This window comes from Pseudoalteromonas sp. BSi20480, from assembly GCF_000241365.1.
Classification (GTDB): domain Bacteria; phylum Pseudomonadota; class Gammaproteobacteria; order Enterobacterales; family Alteromonadaceae; genus Pseudoalteromonas; species Pseudoalteromonas marina.
This window is the reverse complement of sequence record NZ_BADX01000057.1, coordinates 1-23233: the sequence shown is the minus strand read 5'-3', so window position 1 is coordinate 23233 and position 23233 is coordinate 1. Positions and strand designations below refer to the sequence as shown.

The 23233-nt window shown below is 38.0% G+C and carries 25 protein-coding genes, 2 tRNA genes, 1 rRNA gene and 1 pseudogene; 16 read left to right on the top strand and 13 right to left on the bottom strand.

The annotated features are described in order from the left end of the window. Positions 1-6: 6 nt before the first annotated feature. From P20480_RS12410 to P20480_RS12420, 3 genes are all read left to right on the top strand, one after another. Complete coding sequence (locus P20480_RS12410; RefSeq protein ID WP_008128327.1) at positions 7-711, top strand: AzlC family ABC transporter permease; 705 nt, start codon at positions 7-9, stop codon at positions 709-711. Next, positions 708-1007 carry an AzlD domain-containing protein gene (locus P20480_RS12415; protein WP_006793840.1) on the top strand — a complete coding sequence of 100 codons (300 nt, stop codon included), beginning with the start codon at positions 708-710 and terminating at the stop codon, positions 1005-1007. The genes P20480_RS12410 and P20480_RS12415 overlap by 4 nt, the downstream gene beginning before the upstream one ends. 219 nt (positions 1008-1226) lie before the next feature. Next, a complete protein-coding gene (locus tag P20480_RS12420) occupies positions 1227-1724 on the top strand; it encodes a glutathione peroxidase (protein ID WP_008128325.1) in 498 nt (165 codons plus the stop codon). A gap of 115 nt (positions 1725-1839) precedes the next feature. Here P20480_RS12420 and P20480_RS12425 read toward each other — a convergent pair whose 3' ends face one another. Then, the gene (locus P20480_RS12425) at positions 1840-2025 is read right to left on the bottom strand and encodes a PA3496 family putative envelope integrity protein (protein WP_010558095.1); all 186 of its coding nucleotides are present in this window, start codon (positions 2023-2025) and stop codon (positions 1840-1842) included. A gap of 382 nt (positions 2026-2407) precedes the next feature. On the opposite strand from P20480_RS12425, the gene P20480_RS12430 reads away from it, so the two are divergent. From P20480_RS12430 to P20480_RS12445, 5 genes are all read left to right on the top strand, one after another. Continuing rightward, on the top strand, positions 2408-3205 hold the full coding sequence (locus tag P20480_RS12430; protein WP_008128323.1) for a YggN family protein: 798 nt from the start codon (positions 2408-2410) through the stop codon (positions 3203-3205). A gap of 865 nt (positions 3206-4070) precedes the next feature. Next, a complete protein-coding gene (locus tag P20480_RS19560; RefSeq protein ID WP_008128321.1) occupies positions 4071-4211 on the top strand; it encodes a hypothetical protein in 141 nt (46 codons plus the stop codon). Positions 4212-4428: 217 nt separating this feature from the next. Continuing rightward, positions 4429-4519 (top strand) — tRNA-Ser (locus tag P20480_RS12435). 49 nt (positions 4520-4568) lie between these two features. Beyond that, positions 4569-4661 (top strand) — tRNA-Ser (locus tag P20480_RS12440). A 334-nt stretch (positions 4662-4995) separates the two neighbouring features. Next, a complete protein-coding gene (locus P20480_RS12445) occupies positions 4996-5457 on the top strand; it encodes a hypothetical protein (RefSeq protein WP_008128318.1) in 462 nt (153 codons plus the stop codon). Here the strand turns inward: P20480_RS12445 and P20480_RS12450 are convergent. Beyond that, positions 5441-6565 (bottom strand): aminotransferase class V-fold PLP-dependent enzyme, encoded by a 1125-nt coding sequence (locus P20480_RS12450; RefSeq protein WP_008128316.1) that lies wholly within the window; start codon positions 6563-6565, stop codon positions 5441-5443. The two genes, P20480_RS12445 and P20480_RS12450, sit on opposite strands and share 17 nt — an antisense overlap. A gap of 1 nt (position 6566) precedes the next feature. Then, the gene (locus P20480_RS12455; protein ID WP_008128314.1) at positions 6567-7736 is read right to left on the bottom strand and encodes a PrnB family protein; all 1170 of its coding nucleotides are present in this window, start codon (positions 7734-7736) and stop codon (positions 6567-6569) included. Between the two features lie 127 nt (positions 7737-7863). Here P20480_RS12455 and P20480_RS12460 point away from each other — a divergent pair, with 127 nt between their 5' ends. The 3 genes from P20480_RS12460 (at position 7864) to P20480_RS12470 (ending at position 12468) form a co-directional block, all read left to right on the top strand. Further along, positions 7864-8319 (top strand): Lrp/AsnC family transcriptional regulator, encoded by a 456-nt coding sequence (locus P20480_RS12460; RefSeq protein ID WP_008128312.1) that lies wholly within the window; start codon positions 7864-7866, stop codon positions 8317-8319. Positions 8320-8391: 72 nt separating this feature from the next. After that, positions 8392-11106, top strand: a complete 2715-nt coding sequence (locus tag P20480_RS12465; protein WP_008128311.1) for an ATP-binding protein — start codon at positions 8392-8394, stop codon at positions 11104-11106. Positions 11107-11328: 222 nt separating this feature from the next. Further along, on the top strand, positions 11329-12468 hold the full coding sequence (locus tag P20480_RS12470) for a GNAT family N-acetyltransferase (RefSeq protein ID WP_008128310.1): 1140 nt from the start codon (positions 11329-11331) through the stop codon (positions 12466-12468). Here P20480_RS12470 and P20480_RS12475 read toward each other — a convergent pair. After that, complete coding sequence (locus P20480_RS12475; protein WP_008128308.1) at positions 12445-13035, bottom strand: DUF938 domain-containing protein; 591 nt, start codon at positions 13033-13035, stop codon at positions 12445-12447. The two genes, P20480_RS12470 and P20480_RS12475, sit on opposite strands and share 24 nt — an antisense overlap. Positions 13036-13231: 196 nt before the next feature. Here P20480_RS12475 and P20480_RS12480 point away from each other — a divergent pair, with 196 nt between their 5' ends. The 5 genes from P20480_RS12480 (at position 13232) to P20480_RS12500 (ending at position 16297) form a co-directional block, all read left to right on the top strand. Beyond that, positions 13232-13417 (top strand): hypothetical protein, encoded by a 186-nt coding sequence (locus tag P20480_RS12480; protein WP_006793828.1) that lies wholly within the window; start codon positions 13232-13234, stop codon positions 13415-13417. 94 nt (positions 13418-13511) lie between these two features. After that, a complete protein-coding gene (locus tag P20480_RS12485) occupies positions 13512-13877 on the top strand; it encodes a hypothetical protein (protein ID WP_238530287.1) in 366 nt (121 codons plus the stop codon). Between the two features lie 11 nt (positions 13878-13888). Continuing rightward, a complete protein-coding gene (locus P20480_RS12490; RefSeq protein WP_008128303.1) occupies positions 13889-15262 on the top strand; it encodes a class II fumarate hydratase in 1374 nt (457 codons plus the stop codon). Positions 15263-15375: 113 nt separating this feature from the next. Beyond that, positions 15376-15882, top strand: coding sequence for a hypothetical protein (locus P20480_RS12495; RefSeq protein ID WP_008128300.1), 507 nt, complete (start codon positions 15376-15378; stop codon positions 15880-15882). Between the two features lie 10 nt (positions 15883-15892). Then, complete coding sequence (locus P20480_RS12500) at positions 15893-16297, top strand: hypothetical protein (RefSeq protein WP_006793824.1); 405 nt, start codon at positions 15893-15895, stop codon at positions 16295-16297. Positions 16298-16326: 29 nt separating this feature from the next. Here P20480_RS12500 and P20480_RS12505 read toward each other — a convergent pair whose 3' ends face one another. The 9 genes and pseudogenes from P20480_RS12505 to rrf form a co-directional block, all read right to left on the bottom strand. Then, the gene (locus P20480_RS12505) at positions 16327-16515 is read right to left on the bottom strand and encodes a hypothetical protein (protein WP_006793823.1); all 189 of its coding nucleotides are present in this window, start codon (positions 16513-16515) and stop codon (positions 16327-16329) included. Between the two features lie 189 nt (positions 16516-16704). Further along, a complete protein-coding gene (locus P20480_RS12510) occupies positions 16705-17025 on the bottom strand; it encodes a hypothetical protein (RefSeq protein ID WP_006793821.1) in 321 nt (106 codons plus the stop codon). Continuing rightward, positions 17022-17660: a DUF4178 domain-containing protein gene (locus P20480_RS12515; RefSeq protein WP_006793820.1), complete on the bottom strand. Its 639-nt coding sequence runs from the start codon at positions 17658-17660 to the stop codon at positions 17022-17024. Before P20480_RS12515 ends, P20480_RS12510 begins: the two co-directional genes overlap by 4 nt. A gap of 73 nt (positions 17661-17733) precedes the next feature. Further along, positions 17734-18426, bottom strand: a pseudogene (locus P20480_RS17850) (PspA/IM30 family protein). Between the two features lie 24 nt (positions 18427-18450). Continuing rightward, positions 18451-18864 carry a YjfI family protein gene (locus P20480_RS12520; RefSeq protein WP_006793818.1) on the bottom strand — a complete coding sequence of 138 codons (414 nt, stop codon included), beginning with the start codon at positions 18862-18864 and terminating at the stop codon, positions 18451-18453. Positions 18865-18944: 80 nt separating this feature from the next. Continuing rightward, positions 18945-20666, bottom strand: coding sequence for a polyamine aminopropyltransferase (locus tag P20480_RS12525; RefSeq protein WP_008128291.1), 1722 nt, complete (start codon positions 20664-20666; stop codon positions 18945-18947). Between the two features lie 3 nt (positions 20667-20669). Then, on the bottom strand, positions 20670-21569 hold the full coding sequence (locus P20480_RS12530) for a DUF350 domain-containing protein (protein ID WP_008128289.1): 900 nt from the start codon (positions 21567-21569) through the stop codon (positions 20670-20672). A 25-nt stretch (positions 21570-21594) separates the two neighbouring features. Continuing rightward, entirely contained in the window at positions 21595-22527 is a 933-nt protein-coding gene (locus P20480_RS12535; protein ID WP_006793815.1) for a CHAD domain-containing protein, read from the bottom strand. Between the two features lie 491 nt (positions 22528-23018). Beyond that, a 5S ribosomal RNA gene (rrf, locus tag P20480_RS17845) occupies positions 23019-23133 on the bottom strand. Between the last annotated feature and the right edge of the window lie 100 nt (positions 23134-23233).

The window sequence follows — 23233 nt, the reverse complement described above, 5'->3', positions numbered from 1 at the left end:
AATGCTATGCAACCAGTTAAAAAAGCGATAATAAAAGGCTTTTTAGATATGCTTCCGCTTTGCTTAGCCGTTATTCCATGGGGAATACTTTGCGGCTCTTTAGCTATTCAAAATGGATTTACAGCTCTTGAAACACAAGCCATGTCGTTACTGGTTTTTGCAGGTTCAGCTCAACTTGTCGCTATTGAACTTATGGCGGGTAACACCCCCTTACTTACCATATTATTCACTACGTTTATAATTAGCTCTCGGCATTTTTTATATGGACTTGCTGTTAGACATAAAGTCATAGATCAACCAATGCGATGGCGCCTACCTGTTAGCTTTGTATTAACCGATGAATTATTTGCGTTTTCTCATCACCGTAAAGCTTATCGCACAAAAGTGCGTTTAGTTTATGCGCTTAGTGCAGGCTTTAGTTTTTACATCGCATGGAATATATGGACATTAATAGGCATTGTTGCAGGATCTATGCTTCCTGATTTAACTAACTTAGGGCTCGACTTTGCAATTGCAGCTACTTTTATCGCCTTGGTTATTCCAGGTATTAAAAATACCGCCTCTTTAGTGACTGTTATTGTGGCAGGTATTACTGCTACGTGGTTAAAAAGCACAGGGTTTGAATTATGGCTAGTGTGCTCCGCATTATTAGCAATGAGTGCAGGTTATACAACGGCAAGGCTAACAGCGAAAAAGGACACTAAAACATGATGACCACTATTTTACTCATGGCCTGCATTACGTTTTTTACACGTTATTTATTTTTACACCGTGCATTGCCTTTTAAAGTGGGCCCTAAAATGCAGCAATTTTTAAGCTTTAGTGCACCGGCCGTGCTTACCGCTATTTGGGTTCCTATTGTATTTTTGGGTGACGAAGGCATAAACCTGCATTGGCAAAACCCTTACTTAAGTGCCGCTATTGTAGCCATTATTGTAGCTTATAAAACACACAACATTTATTACACAACACTTGCCGGTATGGGTTTGTTTCTAATTTTAAATTAGGGCTTATTACCCTCTAAAGTTAAGTTTTAGCAGCCTGAGGATTGTTTATTATTTTTCACCGACAAGGATGTGCAATTAGGTATAAGCAATACGCAAAATTTAGCTCGAACTATACCAAGGCCGTTAGGTCACATATCTCGCTCCACGAATAAACTTTATACTTTATGTAAAACCTTTACCGCGTTAAAATATGCCTAACAACAATAATAAGAAGCCACCATGCAAAAGTTTCATCAATTAAGCGCAACAAGTCTACAAGGCCAACCTATTAACTTTGATGACTTTGAGGGAAAAGTTGTACTCATTGTTAATACTGCAAGTAAATGCGGATTTACCTACCAGTACGCATCTTTACAAGCGCTTCATGAAAAGTACGCCAGTCAAGGACTTGTGATTATAGGCTTTCCGTGCAATCAATTTGGCCAACAAGAACCTGGAGATGCGTCGCAAATAGAGCAAGGGTGCTTAATAAATTATGGAGTCAGCTTTTTAATAACAGACAAAGTTGATGTGAATGGTAAAAATGCACACCCTGTATTTCGATTTTTAAAGTCAGCATTAACGGGGCTTTTAACTCGAAAAATAAAATGGAATTTCACTAAGTTTTTAATTGCAGCCGATGGCACGCCAATTAAGCGCTATGCCCCTTTTACTAAGCCAGAAAAGATAGAGCTCACTATACAAAAAGCATTAAGTAAGGCTAAAAGCACGCAGTAAAAAGTAATAAAGAGGCACATAGCCTCTTTATTACCAATGTAACAACCGCTTAAGCGCACTTTTTTGTGCACCTAGCCGCCGTTATTAATTGGTATTGTATTTATACTAGTGCAATTTAATCAATGTAATCGCTTAAGTCATCTTCGCCTAGATTTTTGCGCAAGCGTTTCTGCTCAAGATAGTCTTCCAACTTTTTCTTAACCTTTTGCTTGTTTTTATCGTGTTGATTTCGACCGACCATTTCGTATTCGTCTTCAACAAAATCATCATCTAGCGCATCGTAACTAAATGTCTTACCCACAACCCACTCCATAAAGTGTTTGAGACCAATTACGCTTTAATTAATGTAATTGGTAAATTAAAAAATTTAACACCAATATGCTGTGCAAATTAGCATCAAAGTAAAGCCACAAAGCCATAGTAAATAGCCTTCATGTCATTAATGTGAATAAATAGCGCTAAATTGCAATTGTGGAAAGTGAGAGTTTTTTTATCGTATCGATAAATTTTTTTTATAAATTTATATTCATTGGTTAATTTCACCAAAATATAGTCTAATAATAAAAACCAAACAGACCTTTAAACCTAGCATGAAATGCAAGCCATTGCTTTTGTTGATAAAAAAACAGTGGCACCAAACTTGTTATTAGTTATTTGTTATCAACAAAAAATAGAGTCATCACATGAAAAAATTACTATTAGTTAGCGCATTAATCTGTACACCTGTTGCTATGGCACACAACGATAATGATTCAACAATTTCATTTAGCAACGATCAATGCGACGTAGAGTTTAAAAATGATGTTCGCATCAAGCCAAACGAACTAGAAATTTTTACAGCAAAAAACCAAGCTATGCAATTCAACAGCAATGGCGATTTAATGGTAAACGGTGAGTTTGTAGCGCTTAATAACTCACAACGCCAAGCTCTTACTCAATACTCTGATAGCTTACGTATACAGCTACCCGAAGTCGCTAATATTGCATTAGACGGCGTAAAAATCGCCGGTGTTGCTTTAGAAGAAGTCGGTAATGCTTTTAACATTAATGGCTTAGACGATATGTCATCGTTAATGGACGATATACGCGTAGAAGTAGAAAACACGTTTTATCAAGAAGGCACCTTTGTTATGGGCCAGCAAAGTTTTAACCAATTTGGTGAAAACTTTGAGCATCAGTTTGAAAAACAAATAGAAACAGCTGTTGAATCAGCAGTCATGCAATCTATGGGTAGTATCCTGGTCGCGCTTGGATCGGAGTTATTAGGTTCTGGCGGCGATATGGATGCATTCGAAGAACGCATGGAAAATATGGGCGCACAAATTGAAGAAAAAGTAGAGTTACACGCGAACAATTTAGAGCAACGAGCTAATTCGTTATGCGGTAATTTTGCTGAAATTGCAAAACAAGAAGAGCAGCTAGTAACGTTAGTTCCTGAGCTAGATGGTTATCAATTATTTACCTTTAAACACGTTAAATAACCCGCAATTAACTCACTATATTTAACATCCCTTCAGCAGCATTTTATTTTATTGAATGCTGCTTTTTTGTATCTGTTCTGTCTCTTTTTTCTCGTTTATGTTGTTCGGCTCAGAATAAGGGCCATTGGTCTAGTTAGTACTTGCCTAAGTAAACAACTCTATGGCTTTATACAAACATAGACTGCGTTCGTTATTTATCGTTATAAACAATAAAGATAAAAGCAGCGTTTTATGGACATAAATTTAACTCATATGCCCTCCCTGTTTTTGATCACACTAGAGATTTAATTATCCAATTTTTAGTGGCTCAGCAAGACTAAAATATTCAGCAAGCAATTTGCTCCAAAATTTATGCCCTTAGCAAAAAGCTGAGAGGCTCCATCCCCAGTTAGACACGTTTAAACGTAACTAACACTAAAGCGCCTGCCTCATAGCAGGCGCTTTTTATCTATTAGAGAAACACTCTATTAAAAAACCGTATTTTTAAGTCAATTACTATTTTAAATATCAAATTAACGACGATTTTTAATGCACTAAGCATAACCACTAGCTGCTATAAAAAAACCACAAAAATAACAATTAAAAACCAAAATAAAATAATCTGAATAATTACCCATTTAAAATAATCGAATATGCATAAATAAAAAACAAAATCAGTAAAAATACAATTAAAACAATAATATAAAAAGGATCAGGGTGAAATAAAAATTAAAAAACAGAAAAAACACAATTAAACATTTTATTAACAACCACTACTTCAGATAAAAATAACTAATGCCTCATAGGTAATTTTTATCGTTTTATTTTTGTACGCTTTGCATGCAAAATGCGCATGTTTTCAACAGACTTAAACCGGAGCCAAGTGATGAACCCTATAAATACATTAAACCAAACAGCAAACACACAAATTGCAGTTAAACCAACCAACCGAAAAGCAAAAATGCTAGCTAGGCTTAATACCCTTGGTAAAAAATTAGCACTTGGCGGCGCAGCGCAATATAAATAATCACCCAACCATGGTTATTTATTCGGTGCAGCAAACACCCAACCACTAAAAAGTCTCTTTTTTAGCTCCCACAGTTTGCTGCAACCTCTTTATTTTATTAATAATTGCCTTAATTTCCCCTAATTTGTAAAAAAACACGTATTTACGTCTATTTTTTAGGCAAACAGACATTTTGCTATTTACACACCCCCATCACCTAAGTATTATTCTGCGTCACGGAGAGATGGCAGAGTGGTCGAATGCACCGGTCTTGAAAACCGGCATAGGTTTGTAGCCTATCTAGGGTTCAAATCCCTATCTCTCCACCATATTTTAGTTGGTGGTTTTTTATATCATCAATACAACCGGTTATGCGTTGGAGAGGTGTCCGAGTGGCCGAAGGAGCTCCCCTGCTAAGGGAGTATAGAGTTTGTAGCTCTATCGAGGGTTCGAATCCCTCCCTCTCCACCATATACTATATAAACCACTTAATTGTGGTTTTTTTGTGCCTAAATTTTAACACTGATACTAAATTGGGAGGGTGAGACCCTCGACAGGGTTCGACAAAATGTCTGGAACATTTTGGGCCGCTGCAAGCGTCGCGCAGCGATTGATTACATGGATGTAAGCAAGTCTATCCCTCCCTCTCCACCATATACTATATATAAACCACTTAATTGTGGTTTTTTTGTGCCTAAAATTTATAAAAATTAAACAAATTGTAACCCGCTATGACTTAGTGCATTATTACTAAAACGATAGCCACTTTAGGTTTTGCTATGAACAGGTTTATATTGTTAATTACATGCGCAGTGCTACCTTTTTTTCTTTTTCGCAAAATACAACGGTATACAAGTGTGTAATTAAAGGCGTTCCTACCTTTAGCCAAACACCTTGCTCAAAAGATGCCGAACAGATCACACTAAAAGAAATCAATATAATTGAAGCCTATAAAAGCCCCACTCAATCAAATAATGTAATAGATAGTTCTGTAGACAATTTTTTAGAAGTTCAGCAAATAGAACGTGAAATAAGCAAGCTACAATTAACACTTAAACAAACAGAAAAAACTTACCAAGAGCAAGTAAAGCAAGCCAGCTATGTTACACAAGATCAGGCTAACCGGTTAGGCGCCTCTTCTATTGCTGACGCCATTGCTAAAAAAACAGCGCCAATTACCAGCGCATATGAATCAAAGGTTACGCGTACACAACAACAAATAGATGCTTTACGTCAACGAAAGCAGTTGCTTAGTCAAATTCCTTAAGCGCTTGCTTTATGGTATTGATAAGCGCGTTTACATCTTCTTCCGTTGTGTAAATATGCGGTGAGACTCGTATTCCGTGTTTGCGCTCGTCAACACTCATGTTTGCTTTACCCAGCGCTGCTAATATTTGCTGCTGTTTATTCTTAAAAAACAAAATAACGGTACCACTACATTGATTGCTTTGTATTGGTGATACAACAAATTCACTTAAATGCTGATGAATATTCGAAATCATCGCGAGATTATGCTCTCTTACCTTTCTAACTGTCAGATCTGCAAAGTAATTTATACTATTCACAGCAATCACGTACGGGGCTATAGAAGGGGTGCCTCCCCAAAATCTCAGCGCGCTGTGATGATAACTAAAATGGTTAATATTAAACTCAAAGGGGTCTTCATGAGAAAACCACCCCACATCTTTTGGCTTGCACTGCTCCAGCTGGTTTTGATTAACCCATAAGTAGGCTGCACCTGGCCCGCCGCACAACCATTTAACACTTGAGCCAATCATGAAATCGGCATCAAGCGTTATTAAATCAATAGGCAACACTCCAGCAGATTGCGCCACATCAATTATTGAAAGGCTATTAGTCATCTTACTGCGTAGTACAATATCGCTTATCGGTGCTTGAACACCCGTATTTGAATAAACATGGCTTACAAACACCATATCTATATCTGATGTTAAATAACGCTCCCATACAGCTATATCGCTTAGATTTTCCTCTTCAGGAATAAACAGTATTTCTGCACAAGGCGGTAACGCCTTTTGCATTACAAACCCCATACTTGGAAAGTCGCTTTGTGCCATAAGCACTTTGCAGCGTGCTTGTTGTAATTGAGGGTGCGACATAACTAACTTAGTTAAACCGCTTGATAAGTTAACTTGCGGGCAAAATTGTGAACTTGGCGAATTAAATAACTTACCTAGTGCAGAAGTAAACGCATCTATTTGAGGTAACCATTGTTGCCATGGCTCTTTATTTGAATCTTGCCATGGTGATAGATAATGCTCTGTAAAGTACTGTTGAGAACTTTTTAGTGGCCTGCCGACGGAGTGGCTTAAAAAGTAGCAACCTTCAGATATACAAAAATCATTTTTAAGCATATTACTTCACCCACTCTTTTAATGAATTGAGATCGTCAAACCGCGTTTTTATATCGTCCCTTTTTGCCGCTGCGCGTCTATCCCTCAACTTTTCTAACGAATCGAGTAATACATGAAGTGGCGGTCCACTTGCCGTTACTTTACTTAAATGTTGCTCGTGCATTTGCTTTGAAGGTTGCGCAATAAATTTTTCTACTAATTGGTTATGATGTCCGATTGCTGTGTCACCATGTAACTTACATACTTGTATAAATAGCTTTCCATGTGATTTAAACCAGTTGCTATTTTTATATTGCTGCGCCTGTAAAAAATCATCCATAAAGCTTTGTATTCGCATTGACTCTCTTAATATTTGCTGATCTTCTGGCATCATATATAAAAACTTATCCACCAGCATTTGTGAGTAGCTTGGCTCATTCGCACTACAAAGACCAAGCAACATATCAATTACGTTAATTCCGGCAAAATCGCCTGCGTTTGCACCTCGATAAATCTCTTTACCAACACGGTATGGTTTGTAGTAAGGGCGAACGCAGTTAAAAAAACGATCTGTATCTAATTGTGTGTAAAGTGCATTGTTAGATTCAATTACATTAATGAGCGCGTACTTTGCAGCCTTTAGTAATTCACCACACAAAGGGTGTGAAATACCCAGTGGTACTATCTTTAATAAGGCATCACTTGCTCGCTTGTAGGCTAAAATACCTTGAGTGTTATAATCTAAAAAAAGTTTTTCATCAGGTAAATTAGTAAAGCGCTTATAGGTGCCATTAACAGCTTTATTGTGGGTGGTTAAATGCGCGGTAGCAAACCGCGGTGTTACACCAATCGACGCACCAATATGCATTGCCAATGCCGATGCCTCTACCAAAGGTGAAGTAGTTTCTCTACTGGGCTCAGTTATTTCATGGCGGCGACATGCAGCCATGAATAATCCAACATTGCCTAATAAATCAAATGCACGATCAAACCCTTGATCGGTATTTCCTTCTGCTAACAAGTGTGAAATTAATACATTGCCTTGCCTTTTTAATTGTTGCTTTAATTTCTCACCAACACCTTCAACATTTGCTTTATCGAATTGCTGCCAATAAAGCAGCTCTAATTCAGTATTTATCTCTACAAACTCAGTGCGTATCCAATCATCAAATGTGGCCGTATGTGTATTCATTATTTTGCTCTATTATTTTTATATTTAAATGCTAACAGAGTAACGTGAGCGTAAATCATCAAAAAACAAAGTGAAAGTGTCTATAATTAGTGATAATCACTAAAAATTTAAAAATAGATAACAATAAATGTTAGATAAAAAAGATCAGCAAATACTCACAGCACTACAAGAAAATGCCAGAATATCGGTTTCAGATTTAGCAAATACGATTAGCTTGTCTGATACGCCTTGCTTAAGGCGAATCAAAAAACTTGAAAAAGAGCATGTTATTACGGGCTACCACGCGTCAATTAATCCTAAAAAACTTGAACTGAACGTATTGGTATATGCTTTTATTAGGCTAAATCAAAATTCTGTTAGCGCGGCAGACTTATTTGAACAGTCGGTAGAAAAGCTACCTCATGTATTAGAGTGCAGTGTAATATCGGGTAGCTATGATTATTTACTAAAAATTATTGCTAACGATCTTGAAAGCTATGAACAATTTGTTAAACATCGGTTAGGTAGTTTGAGCTGCATAGCGAATATAGAGTCAACGGTGGTACTTAAGCAGTCGTTCACTAAAAAGCAACTTCCGCTATAAAAGTACGGCAAATACAAAGTTGTTAGCTATACTGATATTTCTTAAAAAGAAACATAGATATATGGATATTATGTGAAAATATTCGCCTCAACCTCTCAATCAATTATTTTCTACATATTATTCGCCCTCGCTTATTACTTACTGGGCGTTGGACTTACTGCGTTTGCATTTAACTCGCAAATAGTCCCTATCTGGCTACCGGCAGGTATTGCTTTAATTGGTTGTTATATATGGTGGTGGCGTTTTATACCGCCTTTATTTGCAGCAGCAATTGCATTTAACTTAAATATATTCGATAACTCAGCTCATGAAATAATGCTGGTCGGCAATACGTTTACTCAGGCCATTTACATTGCCCTTGGCGTTATTATCCAAGCTATGGTCGGTGCCGCAATATTAAGGTATTGGTTGGGAAATCCGCTGTATTTTCGTAAACGAAAATACATTGCTTATTTTATTGCTGTAGTTGCTGTTTTAGTAAGCTTACTATCATCAAATATTGGTGTATTTGCGTTAAGTAACTTTAACCCACTTTATAGTATTGAGGACCATTGGCTACATGTTATTTATTGGTGGTTAGGAGATATATTAGGGGTACTTATTGCCTCACCTTTTTTATTGTCGCTACTGCCCAAAGCACCTGGACAACGCAAAGTCTTAGCCTTTGAAACCATTGCAGTTTGCTCTATTTTATTTATATCTGTGGCGTTTACAGCACAAATTTACGAACGCGAAAACAGCAAAAATACAATTAAAATTGCAGAGCGAGAAGTTGAAGTTATTGAAAACAGTTTATACAGGTATATAAATCAAAGTATTATCGCCGTGCAAAGCTTAGCAAGCCAAGTACAATCATCACCTGAGTTTAATGAGCAAGACTTTTACGCTTCAGCAAATAAACTACTTGAAAAGCATTCATTTATTAAAGCATTGTCTTGGAATGTACAAATAACACAAGCGCAGCGCCAAACACTCAGTAATACAATGTCAACAATTTATCGGCAAAATATAAACATTGTTGGTGATCCTCTCGAAGATGATGACCCTCTAGTGGTTGTTAAGTATATAGCTCCTTTAGAAAGTAACCAAAAGGCGGTTGGCTTTAATGTATATTCAAACCCAGATCGAAAAGCATCTTTGCAAAATCCAGCTATCAAATATTTACCTATCAGCACTAAAATCATTCAATTAGTCCAAACAAAAACACCAACACCCGCCTATCTACTATTTGCGCCTGTTTATGGTCAAAATGAAAATATAAAGGGTTATGCCACCGGTGTATTTTTGGCCCATAAAATTATTGAACAAGCTATTTCACAGCAGCAATCTGAAATGTTTTCTATTGATGTGTTTGAATTTGACAACGAACCCGCCTTTTACAGTAACGACTCTCAAAACTTTGAGCAAGCAACCCAAAGCCAGTTAATGTCATTCAATATTAACTTTGGAGGGCAGCAATGGGTAATAAAATTAGCACTTAAAGAAAACTACATTTCACAACAAAACATTGAAATGTCTTTATTTTTACTTATGCTACAAACCGCTGTGTGTTTACTTATTATTGTAGTGTTAATGCTATTTAACCAGCAGCAACTAGCGCTTAGCCGCCAAGTTGCAGAACGAACAAGCTCATTGGTAAAAGCCAAAAAACAGTCTGACTTAGCCAATAGCGCTAAAAGCCAATTTTTAGCCAATATGAGTCACGAAATACGCACCCCATTAAATGCCATTATTGGCCTATCGTCACTTGCGAAAAAAGGTGATGATGCTCAAAAGCTGTTCAGCTACATTAAAAAAATTTACTCCTCTTCAAACAGTCTATTAAACCTAATTAACGACGTTCTTGATATTTCAAAAATAGAGTCACAACATTTAATACTAGAGTCCATTGCGTTTGATCCAAAAGCACTTGTAACGCGCATTGACACAATGTTTGAGCAAAGTGCGAAAAATAAAAACATTGAATGGATTCTCAAATGTAACTTACCTGTAGATACCTGGTTTTTAGGCGATGCAATGCGCATAGAACAAATACTACTTAACTTATGTAGTAATGCGATTAAATTTACTAACGAAGGAAGCGTTACGCTCGATATAGATACAGAGTTTGTGTCTGCCAATAAGGTAAAACTAAGCATTGCAGTATCAGATACTGGCATAGGCATTGAAAAAAGCCAACACAACACCTTATTTAACGCGTTTACCCAAGCTGATAGTTCAACCTCTCGAAAATTTGGTGGCACTGGCCTTGGTTTAACAATAGCTAAAGAACTATGTTTGCTAATGGGAGCAACACTTAATTTAAAAAGCGAGCTGGGTGAAGGGTCGACCTTTACGTTTGCCGTTAACTTAACAACAACAACAGAGCCAGATATAGAGCCAGAAGCCATATCAAAAGATATTGATATTACGTCTTTAAATATTTTGGTCGCAGAAGACAATCCTGTGAATCAAATGGTAATAAAAGCGATGTTGGGATCTTTAGGTATCATTCCTCACTTGGTTGAAAATGGTGAAGAAGCTGTAAATATAATCAAAGAACAACATTTTGATTTGGTATTAATGGATTGCCAAATGCCTGTTATGGATGGCTATAAAGCAACAGAATTAATTCGAGCGTTTAAATCGCAACACACATTACCCATCATTGCGCTAACAGCTGATGCCATGCCAGAGGATAAAATTAAAGCTAAAAAAGCAGGCTTTAACGAACATTTAGCAAAACCTATAGAACTTGCAAAACTGACCGAGTGCTTGAGTCAGTTTGTAAAAACAGTTACTAAATAGCACCCAAAAAATTGTTACCATCACGCTACGTGACTGAGTTATTATGGTCACTCGTGGTGTTTAATAACACAATTAGCCTAATCGAATCGTAAAAAATCACTTTAATACGTGACTACTTAAAGCTCTGAAAAAATAAATTGAAGCTTAGAAGTAAAATAAGTGCCAATAAAATTACAAATTAGAGCGCACAATTAAGCACGCAATATTTACAAGGTCGGCATCATGAAAAGCTTTTCTCATCGATGGTTTAAAAATATTAATGAAATAGACCAAGCGCAATGGCATGCTTTTTTTGGTGATGAACCTTTTACTCAACATGCCTTTTTATACGCCTTAGAGCAAAGCCAATGTGTAACACAACAAAGTGGCTGGCAGCCCTATCATTTAGCTGTATATGAAGGGAGTCACTTAATAGCGCTTGCACCTGGTTATGTAAAAAGCCATTCTTATGGTGAGTATGTATTTGACTGGGCATGGGCTGAAGCATACGAAAAAAATGGTTTGCATTACTATCCCAAATGGCTATCAGGCGTGCCATTTAGCCCAATTGAAGGTAAACGTATTGCCATTCATCACACAAACCACAACGACGTATACAACTATATTACAGAGCAGCTCTGCACACACAGCATTGAGCAAGGATGGTCTGGCTGGCATATAAACTTTTGCGACCAAACACAAGCAACGTTACTCACTAAGCAGCAAGCGATGCTCAGAGAGGGCGTTCAATTTCAATGGTTTAATAAAGGGTTTGATACTTTTGACGACTTTTTAACAACGCTAAACTCGCGTAAACGTAGATCGCTAAAAAAAGAACGCGCTAAAATAACACATCAAAATATTATTATTGAATGGCTAAAGGGTTCAGATATTACACCTGAAATAATGCAGCTGTTTTGCGAATTTTATCAGCGCACCTATTTAAAACGCTCAGGACATTTAGGCTATCTAAACAGTGAATTTTTTACCCTTTTGCATGCACTTATGGCATCGCAGCTGGTTATTATGCTTGCCAAAAAAGACGGTCAAGTCATCGCTGCAACACTCAGTTTAATTGGTGAAAACACACTTTACGGCAGGTACTGGGGGGCAAGCGAAAATATTGACACACTTCACTTTGAGCTATGTTATTACCAAGGGATAGAATTTGCTATTAAACATAAACTCGACTGCTTTCATTCAGGTGCACAAGGGGAGCATAAAATAGCCAGAGGGTTTGAACCCGTTACTACTTTTTCAGCCCACCATATTGTTAACAATGACTTTAGCAGTGCACTTGAAGATTACCTGTCTCGAGAACGCCAGCATATTGCACTTTACAAAGCACAGTGCACATCGTTATTGCCGTTTAAAAACGAGTAACTGGTTATTAGCAGGCATAGCATGATCGCTCATAAGCGAAAGCCCTGCTTGCTTGGCCAATAATAAAACAGCTTCAAAGTCTCTTATACCACTTAAAGGATCTCGCTCAGTTAAAAAGGCGCAAAACTCTTGATTACTTTGGCTAGTGTATTCACCTTTGTACTTAAAAGGACCATAAATACACACAACCCCCTCATCATTTAAGTGACGTTTAACCCCGTCAAAAAAACGTTCAACTAATAACCAACTTACAATATGAAATGTATTCGCAGTATATATAGCATCTACTTTTTCGATAGGCCATGGCTGGTTTAAATCAAGCTCAATAGGGGCATGTAAATTAGCTAAATTCACTTCACTATGCCATAGCCTAATACCTTCATGATTAATGACACGATCACTTGTATGCCATTGTAGATAAGGTAATTTTTCAGCAAAAAACACACTGTGCTGACCTGTTCCAGAACCAACTTCTAATACTGTTTTAACGTTTTTTAACGCGCTATTTAAATGCTCTAAAATTGGCCCTTTATTGTTTTCACATGCTTGTGAAAATGGCTTTGTCATTGAGTGCACCAAAATTGTGGATGTTTGCACAATAGTAAAGCAAATTTGCAATATGTTGTCGTGACTAATTATGATTTATTTATTAAGTTAAATATAATCATACAGTTAGATATAGCTGGCTTGATTGGTATGTATTATGCAGCAAAATAATTGACCCATTTAAGGGTTAATTAACTAATCACAAAAGGATAAAATTATGCATATGCCTCCCTATACCGCTGTTGATGCAGCAGTAGCTATCACCGATAAAAGTACCGATGATCACAGTGAAACCCTTGATATGAGAGCAACAGTTATTGATTTACTTTCTCATCCAAAACATAATCAAAAGGCGATCACTAAACATGAAACAGACCAGATATTTATTCTCGGCTATAATTAAAATACACGCCGTAAATAATTTTTATAATAACTATTTACACTGAAACCGATTAAATGTAATGATAACTATTATCATTAGTTGAGTCGGTTTTTTTATGTCTTCAAATCACGCCTTACATAACTATCAACATACTCTTGCATTTAATTGCAAAAGACCAGGTCTGCATGCCCCAATGCTTGTCGCTCATTATATAGACGCAGCTCTCAACGTAGCTAAAAACTTTGAACAACTTGATAATCCGCTACTTCAGGAGTATTACCTTAGACGCACACATCATGAAATTATAAATAAAATGTGCGATCCTCTTACTCATAATGCAATTCGCAAACAATGTCTACACCAGCTACACAAACCATTACTTGCATTAAAGCGTTTCTACATAAGCCACAATAGCCGTGCTAAATTTTTATTACTTGAGCGTGAAGCTCGTATTCTTAGTCACGAATTCAACCCTTTTTAAGGAGCACATTAATGAGCAACTTTAGAATAGAATCAGACAGTATGGGCGAATTAAAAGTACCTGTTAACGCTTTATATCAAGCACAAACACAGCGCGCTGTTAATAACTTTGCTATTAGCGCCCTTGCTATGCCAGCACAATTTATAAAGGCACTGGCATATATAAAACAAGCTGCAGCACAAAGTAACTGTGAGCTAGGGCTTATAAATAAAACCAAAGCAACTGCAATAGAGCATGCTTGCCAAGCGATTATTGATGGTAAGCATCATGATCAATTTCCTGTTGATGTGTTTCAAACCGGATCTGGAACTAGTTCTAATATGAACGCCAATGAAGTAATAGCAACACTTGCCAGTACTCAACTGGAGCTTGTACATCCTAATGATGATGTAAACATGGGCCAAAGCTCAAACGATGTAGTCCCTACGGCTATTGCACTAAGTAGTGCCCTAGCCGTTAAACAAGCATTACTGCCAGCTCTTGAAAACCTTTCGCAACATTTAGAAAATAAAAAGAGCGAGGTAGGCGCTATTGTTAAAACAGGTCGCACTCACTTAATGGACGCGATGCCTGTTACATTCGAGCAAACCCTTAATGCATGGCAATCGCAAGTAAACAACGCGGCTTCAGGCATTCGCCATAGCTTAGAGCCAGTGTGTGAGCTTGCTCAAGGTGGTACAGCTGTTGGTACCGGTATTAATGCCGACCCAAAGTTTGCAGACTTATTTTGCACTAACCTAACTAAAAACGTGGGGATCCAGTTTTCGCCAAGCAAAAACTTTTTTTATAATATTGGTTCACAAGATGCCATTGTTGCACTGTCTGGGCAATTAAAAGTACTCGCTGTAGCACAAATGAAAATAGCGAACGACTTACGCTGGATGAACTCAGGCCCTCTTGCAGGTTTAGGCGAAATAGAACTTGAAGCCCTACAACCTGGCTCATCTATTATGCCGGGTAAAGTAAACCCAGTCATACCAGAAGCCGCTGCGATGGTTAGCGCACAAGTGATTGGTAACGACGCTACAATTACCGTTGCTGGTCAATCTGGTAACTTTGAACTAAATGTTATGCTGCCCGTTATTGCCTATAATATTTTGCAAAGCATAGAGCTACTAACAAACAGCGCCCAAGCTTTGGCAGAAAAAGCCATAGCCACATTTATCGTAAATCAGGCTAACATTGACCGCGCTCTTGCTAAAAACCCTATTTTAGTGACTGCACTTAATCCGGTGATCGGTTACGAAAAAGCAGCCAAAATAGCCAAGCAAGCCTATAAAGAAGCCCGTCCTATTATTGATGTTGCCGAACAAGAAACTGACTTACCACGTGAAGAGCTCGAAAAACTGCTCAACCCGACTAAGCTCACACAAGGTGGCTTGTAGTTTTTAAAAAGCCTTAAATACGGCTTTAATTACTTGATTATAGAGTTTTTATTGCCGTAAAAAATGCACCGTGTATGATAGTGATGAATTATTCATCACTATCAAGGTATCTTATGCGCCCTGTATTATTAGCTCTTGTTTTACCCCTTTGTTTAAGTGCGTGTTTAGATAAAACACCAGCAGAAAAAGAATCAGTAACCACTGCTGAAGTAATAAAACCACAACAACAAACACTAAAAGAAACCACTCAAACAAAAAGTGATGTTGAGGAACTTTCAAACTCAAGTGTTAAAGCGGTATCGGTTGAAAATATTACGACAGCTAAAACCCAATTAAACACGCTTATTGCTGACACTAGCTGCGATACAAGTATGCAATGTAAAGTTATTGCAGTAGGTAGTCGCGCCTGTGGTGGCCCTAGTAGCTTTGAAGTTTATTCAACCAAAACAGCAAAAGACGAGCAAGTAAAAACACTGAGCAAAACAATCACCGAGCTTGAAAGTAATTTTAATGCGCAAAAAGGAATGATGAGTATTTGCCAGCATTTAACAACACCAAGCACTCAGTGTGTTGAAAATAAATGTGTTAAACTTGAAGGCTCAGCGGTAAGTGTATTTTAAGGATAACAATATGAGTGGTTTGACATTGACAGTTAAATTATCAATTTTTAGTGTTGCTGCTAGCATTTTTTTACTCAGCGGTTGCTCAACAACAGCATCTGTAAATAGCGATCAAGGGCAGAGCTTGTCGGCTTTAAATAGCCAACTTGCCAATATTGTTGATAACAATGGCTGTACAGCAAGCTTTCAGTGTAAGGTACTTGAAGTAGGGGCGCGAGCATGTGGCGGGCCGAGTAAATATGCTGTTTATTCAACGCTAAATACCCCTCAAGAGCAAGCAGAAAGCATTGCAAAGCAAATCACCGAACAAGAAAAAAATCAAAATGAGCAACAATCACTAACCGATTGCTTACCGGTTATTGAAGTACAATCGCTGTGTATTAACCAGCAATGCCAATCAATAGATATTAAGTAATAAATAAAGTATTAAGTACTATTTCAGCGTTATTGACTTAAGTACGGAATAAGCGCTGAAATAACCACGACTAGCAGCACACATATCCCTGCTTTTAGTATGTACTTCATTGGCATGGTTTTTAGTACCCAGTATGCATATATAAAACGCACAAAATAACTTGCTGCAGTACCAAATAAAGCAAAAATAATTAGGTAAGTAATCAGTATAATATTCAAAGCAGTACTTCTTTATAGTTGTTACCTTTAGTGTAAGGGCTTAATACAAAGAACGCAAAAGCACTGCTTTTCAATTTATTAGCTTTTGATAAATGATTTAAAAGTACATTGAAGTACCCATCCATTTAATCTTATTATTTAGCTAAAATAACTACTTAACATACTTTTATAAGCCAGGATTTAGGTCAACTACTTAGCTTTTTTAGTATGCGCAATTAAAAGCTCTGCTACTTGTTGCTTTACCGCGCGCTTATCTTCGCTTGGTACATCAAAGCGGCTCGCTAGTTGCGCTATCTCATCATCATTCAAATTGAACGATAAGCGCTGTCGAGTCTTTTTAGACTTAACATCTAAGCCAAGTATTTTGCGGATCATATCGGATGGCGTGAGCTCTTGGTCAATTGCTTGCTTTTTTATTTGCTTTTGAACATCGCTACTCAAATCAAATGCCATTTGTGTTGCACGTACAGCTTGCTCTTGGCGCAACCACTTATCTTTAGCATCACTCACTTCGCGTCTCCAGGAAATAAATCCACTATATCGGTAATTGGACGCGTAAGTGTTAATGACACTTCGGTTTCGCCGCCATCCCAAATTTCAATATTTAGACTATGCCCTTCATCAGGCGATTCTAAACATATCATTTCACATGGCTCACCACCGTCTTGCTCATAGCGAGGTAGGCTTTGACCACGAAAGTCTTTATTATGAAAATAACAAACAAACGGCGATTCAGTTTGTTGGTAACTTTTAGCCAAAAACTGCATAAAACGCTCAGGAGTATTTTTAACTGCAATATGCGTTAACGACTCTTCATCAAAAATACGAGCAAATTCATCTAATGTGAAAATATCGTCTACTTCATCTCGTTGAACTTTTATCGAAAAATTAGCCCACTGCTCGCCGTCTTCTTGTGCTATTTGTAAAAACACAACTTGACCACTGTTTGTCTCAAGCACAAACTCAGTATCACTACTGTGCTGATATTGATAAGTTTGCACATCAATAACACGCAATGTTTGTCCTTTTAACCACGACGGATAAGCAAACGAATCTATAACGGTAAACATGTCACCTTTTTTAAGCTCACTTGCATGGTTAAGCTGACGTTCTGGCTCTTTTTTAGATTTGAAAAAATTAAACATAATAAAGCATCCCTTAAGCAAAAAAGGTAACTAAGCGACGCTTAATTACCTTTTATTATAAATGTACGAACTATTAGCCGTTTTGCTTGGCTTTAATGCGCGCTAAAATATCGGCACTTTTTGGACTTGTGTCACCAATGCCTGCTTCAGCCATTTTCGCTTTTAAATCGTCGCCATTAACTTCTGACTCAAGCTCTTTTGCAGCACCTAACTGATCGCTACGGTCTTGTTGACGCTGTTTAATACGCTCTAGTGATTGTCGAGCTGAGGTCATCGAAGAGCTATTCGTATTAAGCGTACTGTTAACAGCCATTGTTGCTTGCTGTACGCTTTCTGTGGTTTTAACCATAGTAAGCTGACGTTGATTTTCTTTAATCGACTTTTCAGCGTCTTTAACTTGCTGCTTAAGCGTTACAATGTGGTTGCTAAAACCTGCTAATACTTGCTCGTTTTCAGCTTTTTCAGCTTCAAAGTCACCAATTTTTTCTGCAATTTCTAATGCTAAGGCTTCGTTACCTTTTTCAAGTGCTTGGCCTGCATACGCTTCGTGTTCAGCAATTGATGCATCTACAGCGCTAATTTTTCGCTTAGTTTGCATTTCTTTAGCCATTACTTCGGTCAGGCTTTTTTTAGCACGGTGAAGTGCATTTTGTGCATCAGCGATTTCTTGTTCAAAAATACGGATACCATTTGCATCTACAATTGCTTCGCCCGCTTCACGAGCGCCACCACGTACTGCTGTAAATTAATTTTTTAAAATACTCATAATCTTAACTCCACTAACTAGTTACTAATCGTTTAAATACAAGGTCACGGCTTCTAGTGCATCAATCGCGTTGTCAGCTAATGTCACTAGTTCGTGGGTAACATCATCTAATGATGAGTTTACCGACAGTGCACCAAAAATCGCGTATTTATTATCGATTTTAGCAAATGCACTTAGTGGAATTGGCACGTTTAAACGTAACAATGTTTCGTTTAACTCGTTGCGTAATTCACTTTTCACTTCGTCTTCGCCAAACAAGTAGCTAATACATAACAACTGCTCTTGAGTTTGCGTAACAAAAATTGGAAGTTCATCATTTCCATCAACAATGACTTGTAAAACATCTTGCTCACCTGGATTGGCAATCAAGAAAGACTCAAAGTTAGCGCCTTCAGTTTCAAAAGAGGCTAATTTTATTGAAAGTTCGTTTAATTCCATGTCTCTGCCTTTGTGTTGTTTGACATATTATGTCTGAGTTAAGATTCGCACGGTAGACATATTATGTCAACCATGTTTTGTTAGTTTTTATACAATTCACTCTCTATTTGCCATGCTGAACGGTAATAATCATAAAGCTGACCAGAACCTAACCTATTGACCTCAATATCATTTATTTGTTCAAAATACTGATTAGGGAATACAAAACTTGCTAGTAAATATTTTTTACTTATCCATCGTGACGATACCGGCATTTCGCCTATATTATTTATTCGTGCACTGGCTGGTTGACCCATTTTGGTAGCAATTGTCCACCCCCACTGACCAAACGATGGAATATTTTGTTGGTATTGCTCCACGTAATCAAACCCGGCAGCCTTAACAGTTTTAGCTATACTTAGAAACGCCTTTTTTGCATGATATGGCGACGTTGATTGCACAGCCATAGCCCCATCAGGAGCAAGTAATTGACGTACATGATTATAAAAATAATCGCTGTATAACTTATTTAGGTCAGGATGATTCGGATCAGGTAAATCAATAATAACAGTGTCAAACTGTTTTTTTTGATCGAGTAACTTCTCAACCTCTAAAAAAGCATCACCCACGATTATGTTAGCTTTGGGGTCTTTCATTGAGTCGTTATTGAGGTTTATTAATCGCTGCGTGATGGCTTTGGGCGGGGTAAACTTATCGTCTTCGTGGCCAAATAGGTTAAGTAACTGTCCATCTAAATCAATTAAAGTGACTTCGTTTACCGACCATTTTAGTACATCCCTTAATGCTAAACCGTCACCACCGCCAATAATTAGCACCTTATCATGTCGGTTAGAGGCAAGCATAGCCGGATAAACTAGCATTGAATGATATATTTGTTCATCAACACTTGAGAACTGTAGGCGGCCATTTAAGTATAGGTCGGTAATAGGTTGCGGTTGATTTTTGCTAAGTCGTTCTGTTAATACAACATGCTGATATTTAGTCGCCTGAGAATAAATAACTTTATCTTTATATAAGACGTTGCTTAGGCTATTCATCCAACTGCTGCCGAGCACTAAAATAAAGCCAAACAGCACAAGCAGTAAAATATGGCAAACCAACAAAGCTTTAGCAAAGCGAACATGGGCATGGTAGCGCCATAAAAAAGCAAGCCCTGCAATAATATTAAATAAAGCGGTCCATGCAGCAGCTTGCATGATAGGCATAGCCAACATTATGCTTACCCAAATTGCTGCGCCAATACCTGCCCCAATGTAGTCTGCACCATAAATAGTTCCTGCATTGTTTTCTAAAAACCGCCCGTACACATGTTGGCGAATACGCGCTATAAGCGGTATTTCCATACCAATAAACAGTCCTAATACTAAGCCAAATACATAAGGTAAAAAGCGTGACCATTCTTGTAACTTTTGAAATACATAGCCATTAAGTACAACGTCTGGTGGCAGGTTAAAAATGCTCGAAAACAAATGAGGAAGCGAATAACTAACTGCAATCACGCTTGCTATGGCCAAAATACAGCCCATGCCAATCAAAGCTATAATGCTTTCTAGCCAAGCAAATGCGGTGAACGCATCTTTAAACCAACGCGCTAAAAAAGCCCCTAGCCCCATAGCTACTATCATGGTGCCAATCATGGCGTAAATAGCACTTTCTACAGAGCCTAGTACTCGGCCGGCATAGTGAGAGAGTAGGTACTCATAAATAAGGCCGCACCCAGCGAGCACAGCCATAACAGTGATAAGTAATATATCGTGCCCAAGTAAGCGAGACTTACTTGGGCTTTGAGTTGTTGATGACACGAATTATGCGCCTAATAAGGTTGCCATTGTGATGCCTACGGCAAACGATACAGCGGCAGAAATAGCTGCTACACCCACATTTTTTTGACGATTAACTTCATCAGAAATATCACAACCCGATAAAATTATTTTAATGGTCACTAAGTGTAAAATAATAAACGCAACTAGGCTCACTACTGCACTAACAGCCCAATATAATAGGCTAGCATTAATATTATCTGCAGCATACGGTGCAACACCTGTTGCCGCTGTGATTGCTAATGCACTACCCACTAAATAACCAGCGTAACGAATACCAACAGCTAAGTTATCATCAATAATAGCTTGTTGAAGACAGTCACCATTTTTATTTGTGCGTTTAAATAACATAACTCGGTACTGGCTCACAAATAACAGCACGATGCTACCAATAACAAAGGCAGCAATGACAATCGGTAAACCATGCCATCCCTCTGTAGCTACCCATAACAGTGCTGAACGAATGACAATTGCCACACTCACTACATGGCCAAAATCAATGATAGAAGCAGTCACATTACCTTTAACAATTTCATCATGTAGGCTCACTTTACGCAGTGCAACTTTGTCTTGAAAAAAGTGACCAAGCTTAATTAACACAATGGCAAGCGCACCATAGCCAAGCATTTGCAGTGCTTCTTGCTGAAGAGTTGCAGCAAATGCACCACTGCTTACACCGGTTAATACGATAGCCAGCGCAACCAAACCAGCGGCAAAACTAATACCAAAGGCAAAATTATCACGCTCTGTTATTTCGTCATTGGCATGTAAATTTGAAACCCAGCCTTTTATATATTTAAGGCTAACAAATAGCAGCACAATTATTGCAAAGTCTATCGCTAAAGCTTGCAGCGACCACGTAGTTATTCCATTAAATTCATACATATTATTCTAACTCCAACTTTATTCTTTACTTACCACGGCTCACGCCACGAGAGGTTCTGCTTCCACTGTCACGAACTGAACCAGAGCTATTGCTATAGCTACTTGAACGTGAGTAACTGCTGCGACTCTTAGGCGGTGTATAGCTACTTCGACTTAACCCTGATGCACCAGTCTTTTTACTCGCATACGGGCTTGTGAACTGCTTACCTTGGCGTTGATATGTTTGACGTGTACGTGTCTCTAGCGCGCTTTGTGTTTTAATTTGTTTAGGGCTTGAGTAGCGATAACGACCATAATCGTTGTAATAGCTGTACTTACGGCGTTTACTCCAGCTTCCGTATTCAACCCTGTCAAATACATCCCCTAAAATACGGTACATGCCGTACCATTGCCAAAAGCTGATGCCACTGCTATTTGTTTGCCAGTTACCGTAGTTGGGGTTACCCACCATCTGGTTACCTACCCCTTCACCCTCGGCTTGTTGGCTAATAGCACCAACGCGAGCTAGCGATCCTTTTGACATATCAGCAAGCATATTGATTGGATCAGTTAAAGCGTCAGAGAACAGTGAAGGTTTTGCAGCTTCACGTAAAAGATCGATGCTGTGCAACGTATCTTCGTAAGGGGGGATTAAGTAAGTACTTTTAGTCTCTTTAAGTCGCTGTAATAAACCACTATAAAGTGCACCTTGGCGCGAAGCATCTAAAGTAATTACATCAACAACATTTGAAAGCTCTGGCTGTTGTTTTTTTAAAAGCGCACCATACTCTTTAAGTAACACTGCATTGCGTATACTGCCATTATCTAGCGCACTACCTAGCTGTGATAGCTCAGCATCCGCTTTTTTTATAGACTCTTGAATTGTTTGTTGTAGCTGCTCTTCTTTAGATTGACAACCCATAAGCACCGTAAACAAACAAAACAGGCTTATAAGTTTCCAAACTTTACTATTCGACATTCATGTCACCTGATTTACTAAATTAACACAGCTAGTCTTACACAGGTCACTTAGTAAGCCAAGAATGAAATTGCAACAAAATGAGAAGAGATGTAAAGAATAAAGTAGATTACAAAACTCAGTAGTCAAAGGTAAAAAGTTTATGATCTAGACACGGGATAGAATTGACTTAACCTTACGTTGGTTGGCATTTTTGATGGAGATGATATTAGTTTGGTTCTTTATTTTATCCAAGAAAGTAAAAAACCGTCACACTGCTGTAATAGGTCTCTATTATTTGAGCCTGTTAATGTCATGGTGCCCACAGCGGTAGAGAGTCACAGTGAAATGTTGCCTACCATAGGCCAGTGTATTGAATAGCCAAAACACTGTTCACAAAGAGGCGCTTCGCTTAGGAGACGTGACGCTTTAGAGAAGGGAATGCTGAAGATTACTTTTCTGCAGACGTAAAAAAGCCGCTTCATTTCTAAAGCGGCTTTCTACAATTTGAAGCCTGGTAATGTCCTACTTTCACATAACAAATGCTACACTATCATCGGCGCTGTTTCGTTTCACTACTGAGTTCGGCATGGAATCAGGTGGGTCCAAAACGCTATTGTCACCAAGCAAATTTGGGCGTTAATCCGTATCTCTACGCACTAACTGAATTTGGAAAATATCTGATAATATTTTTTAAGTCTTTCTGTCAGTAATATCTACTTTAGTT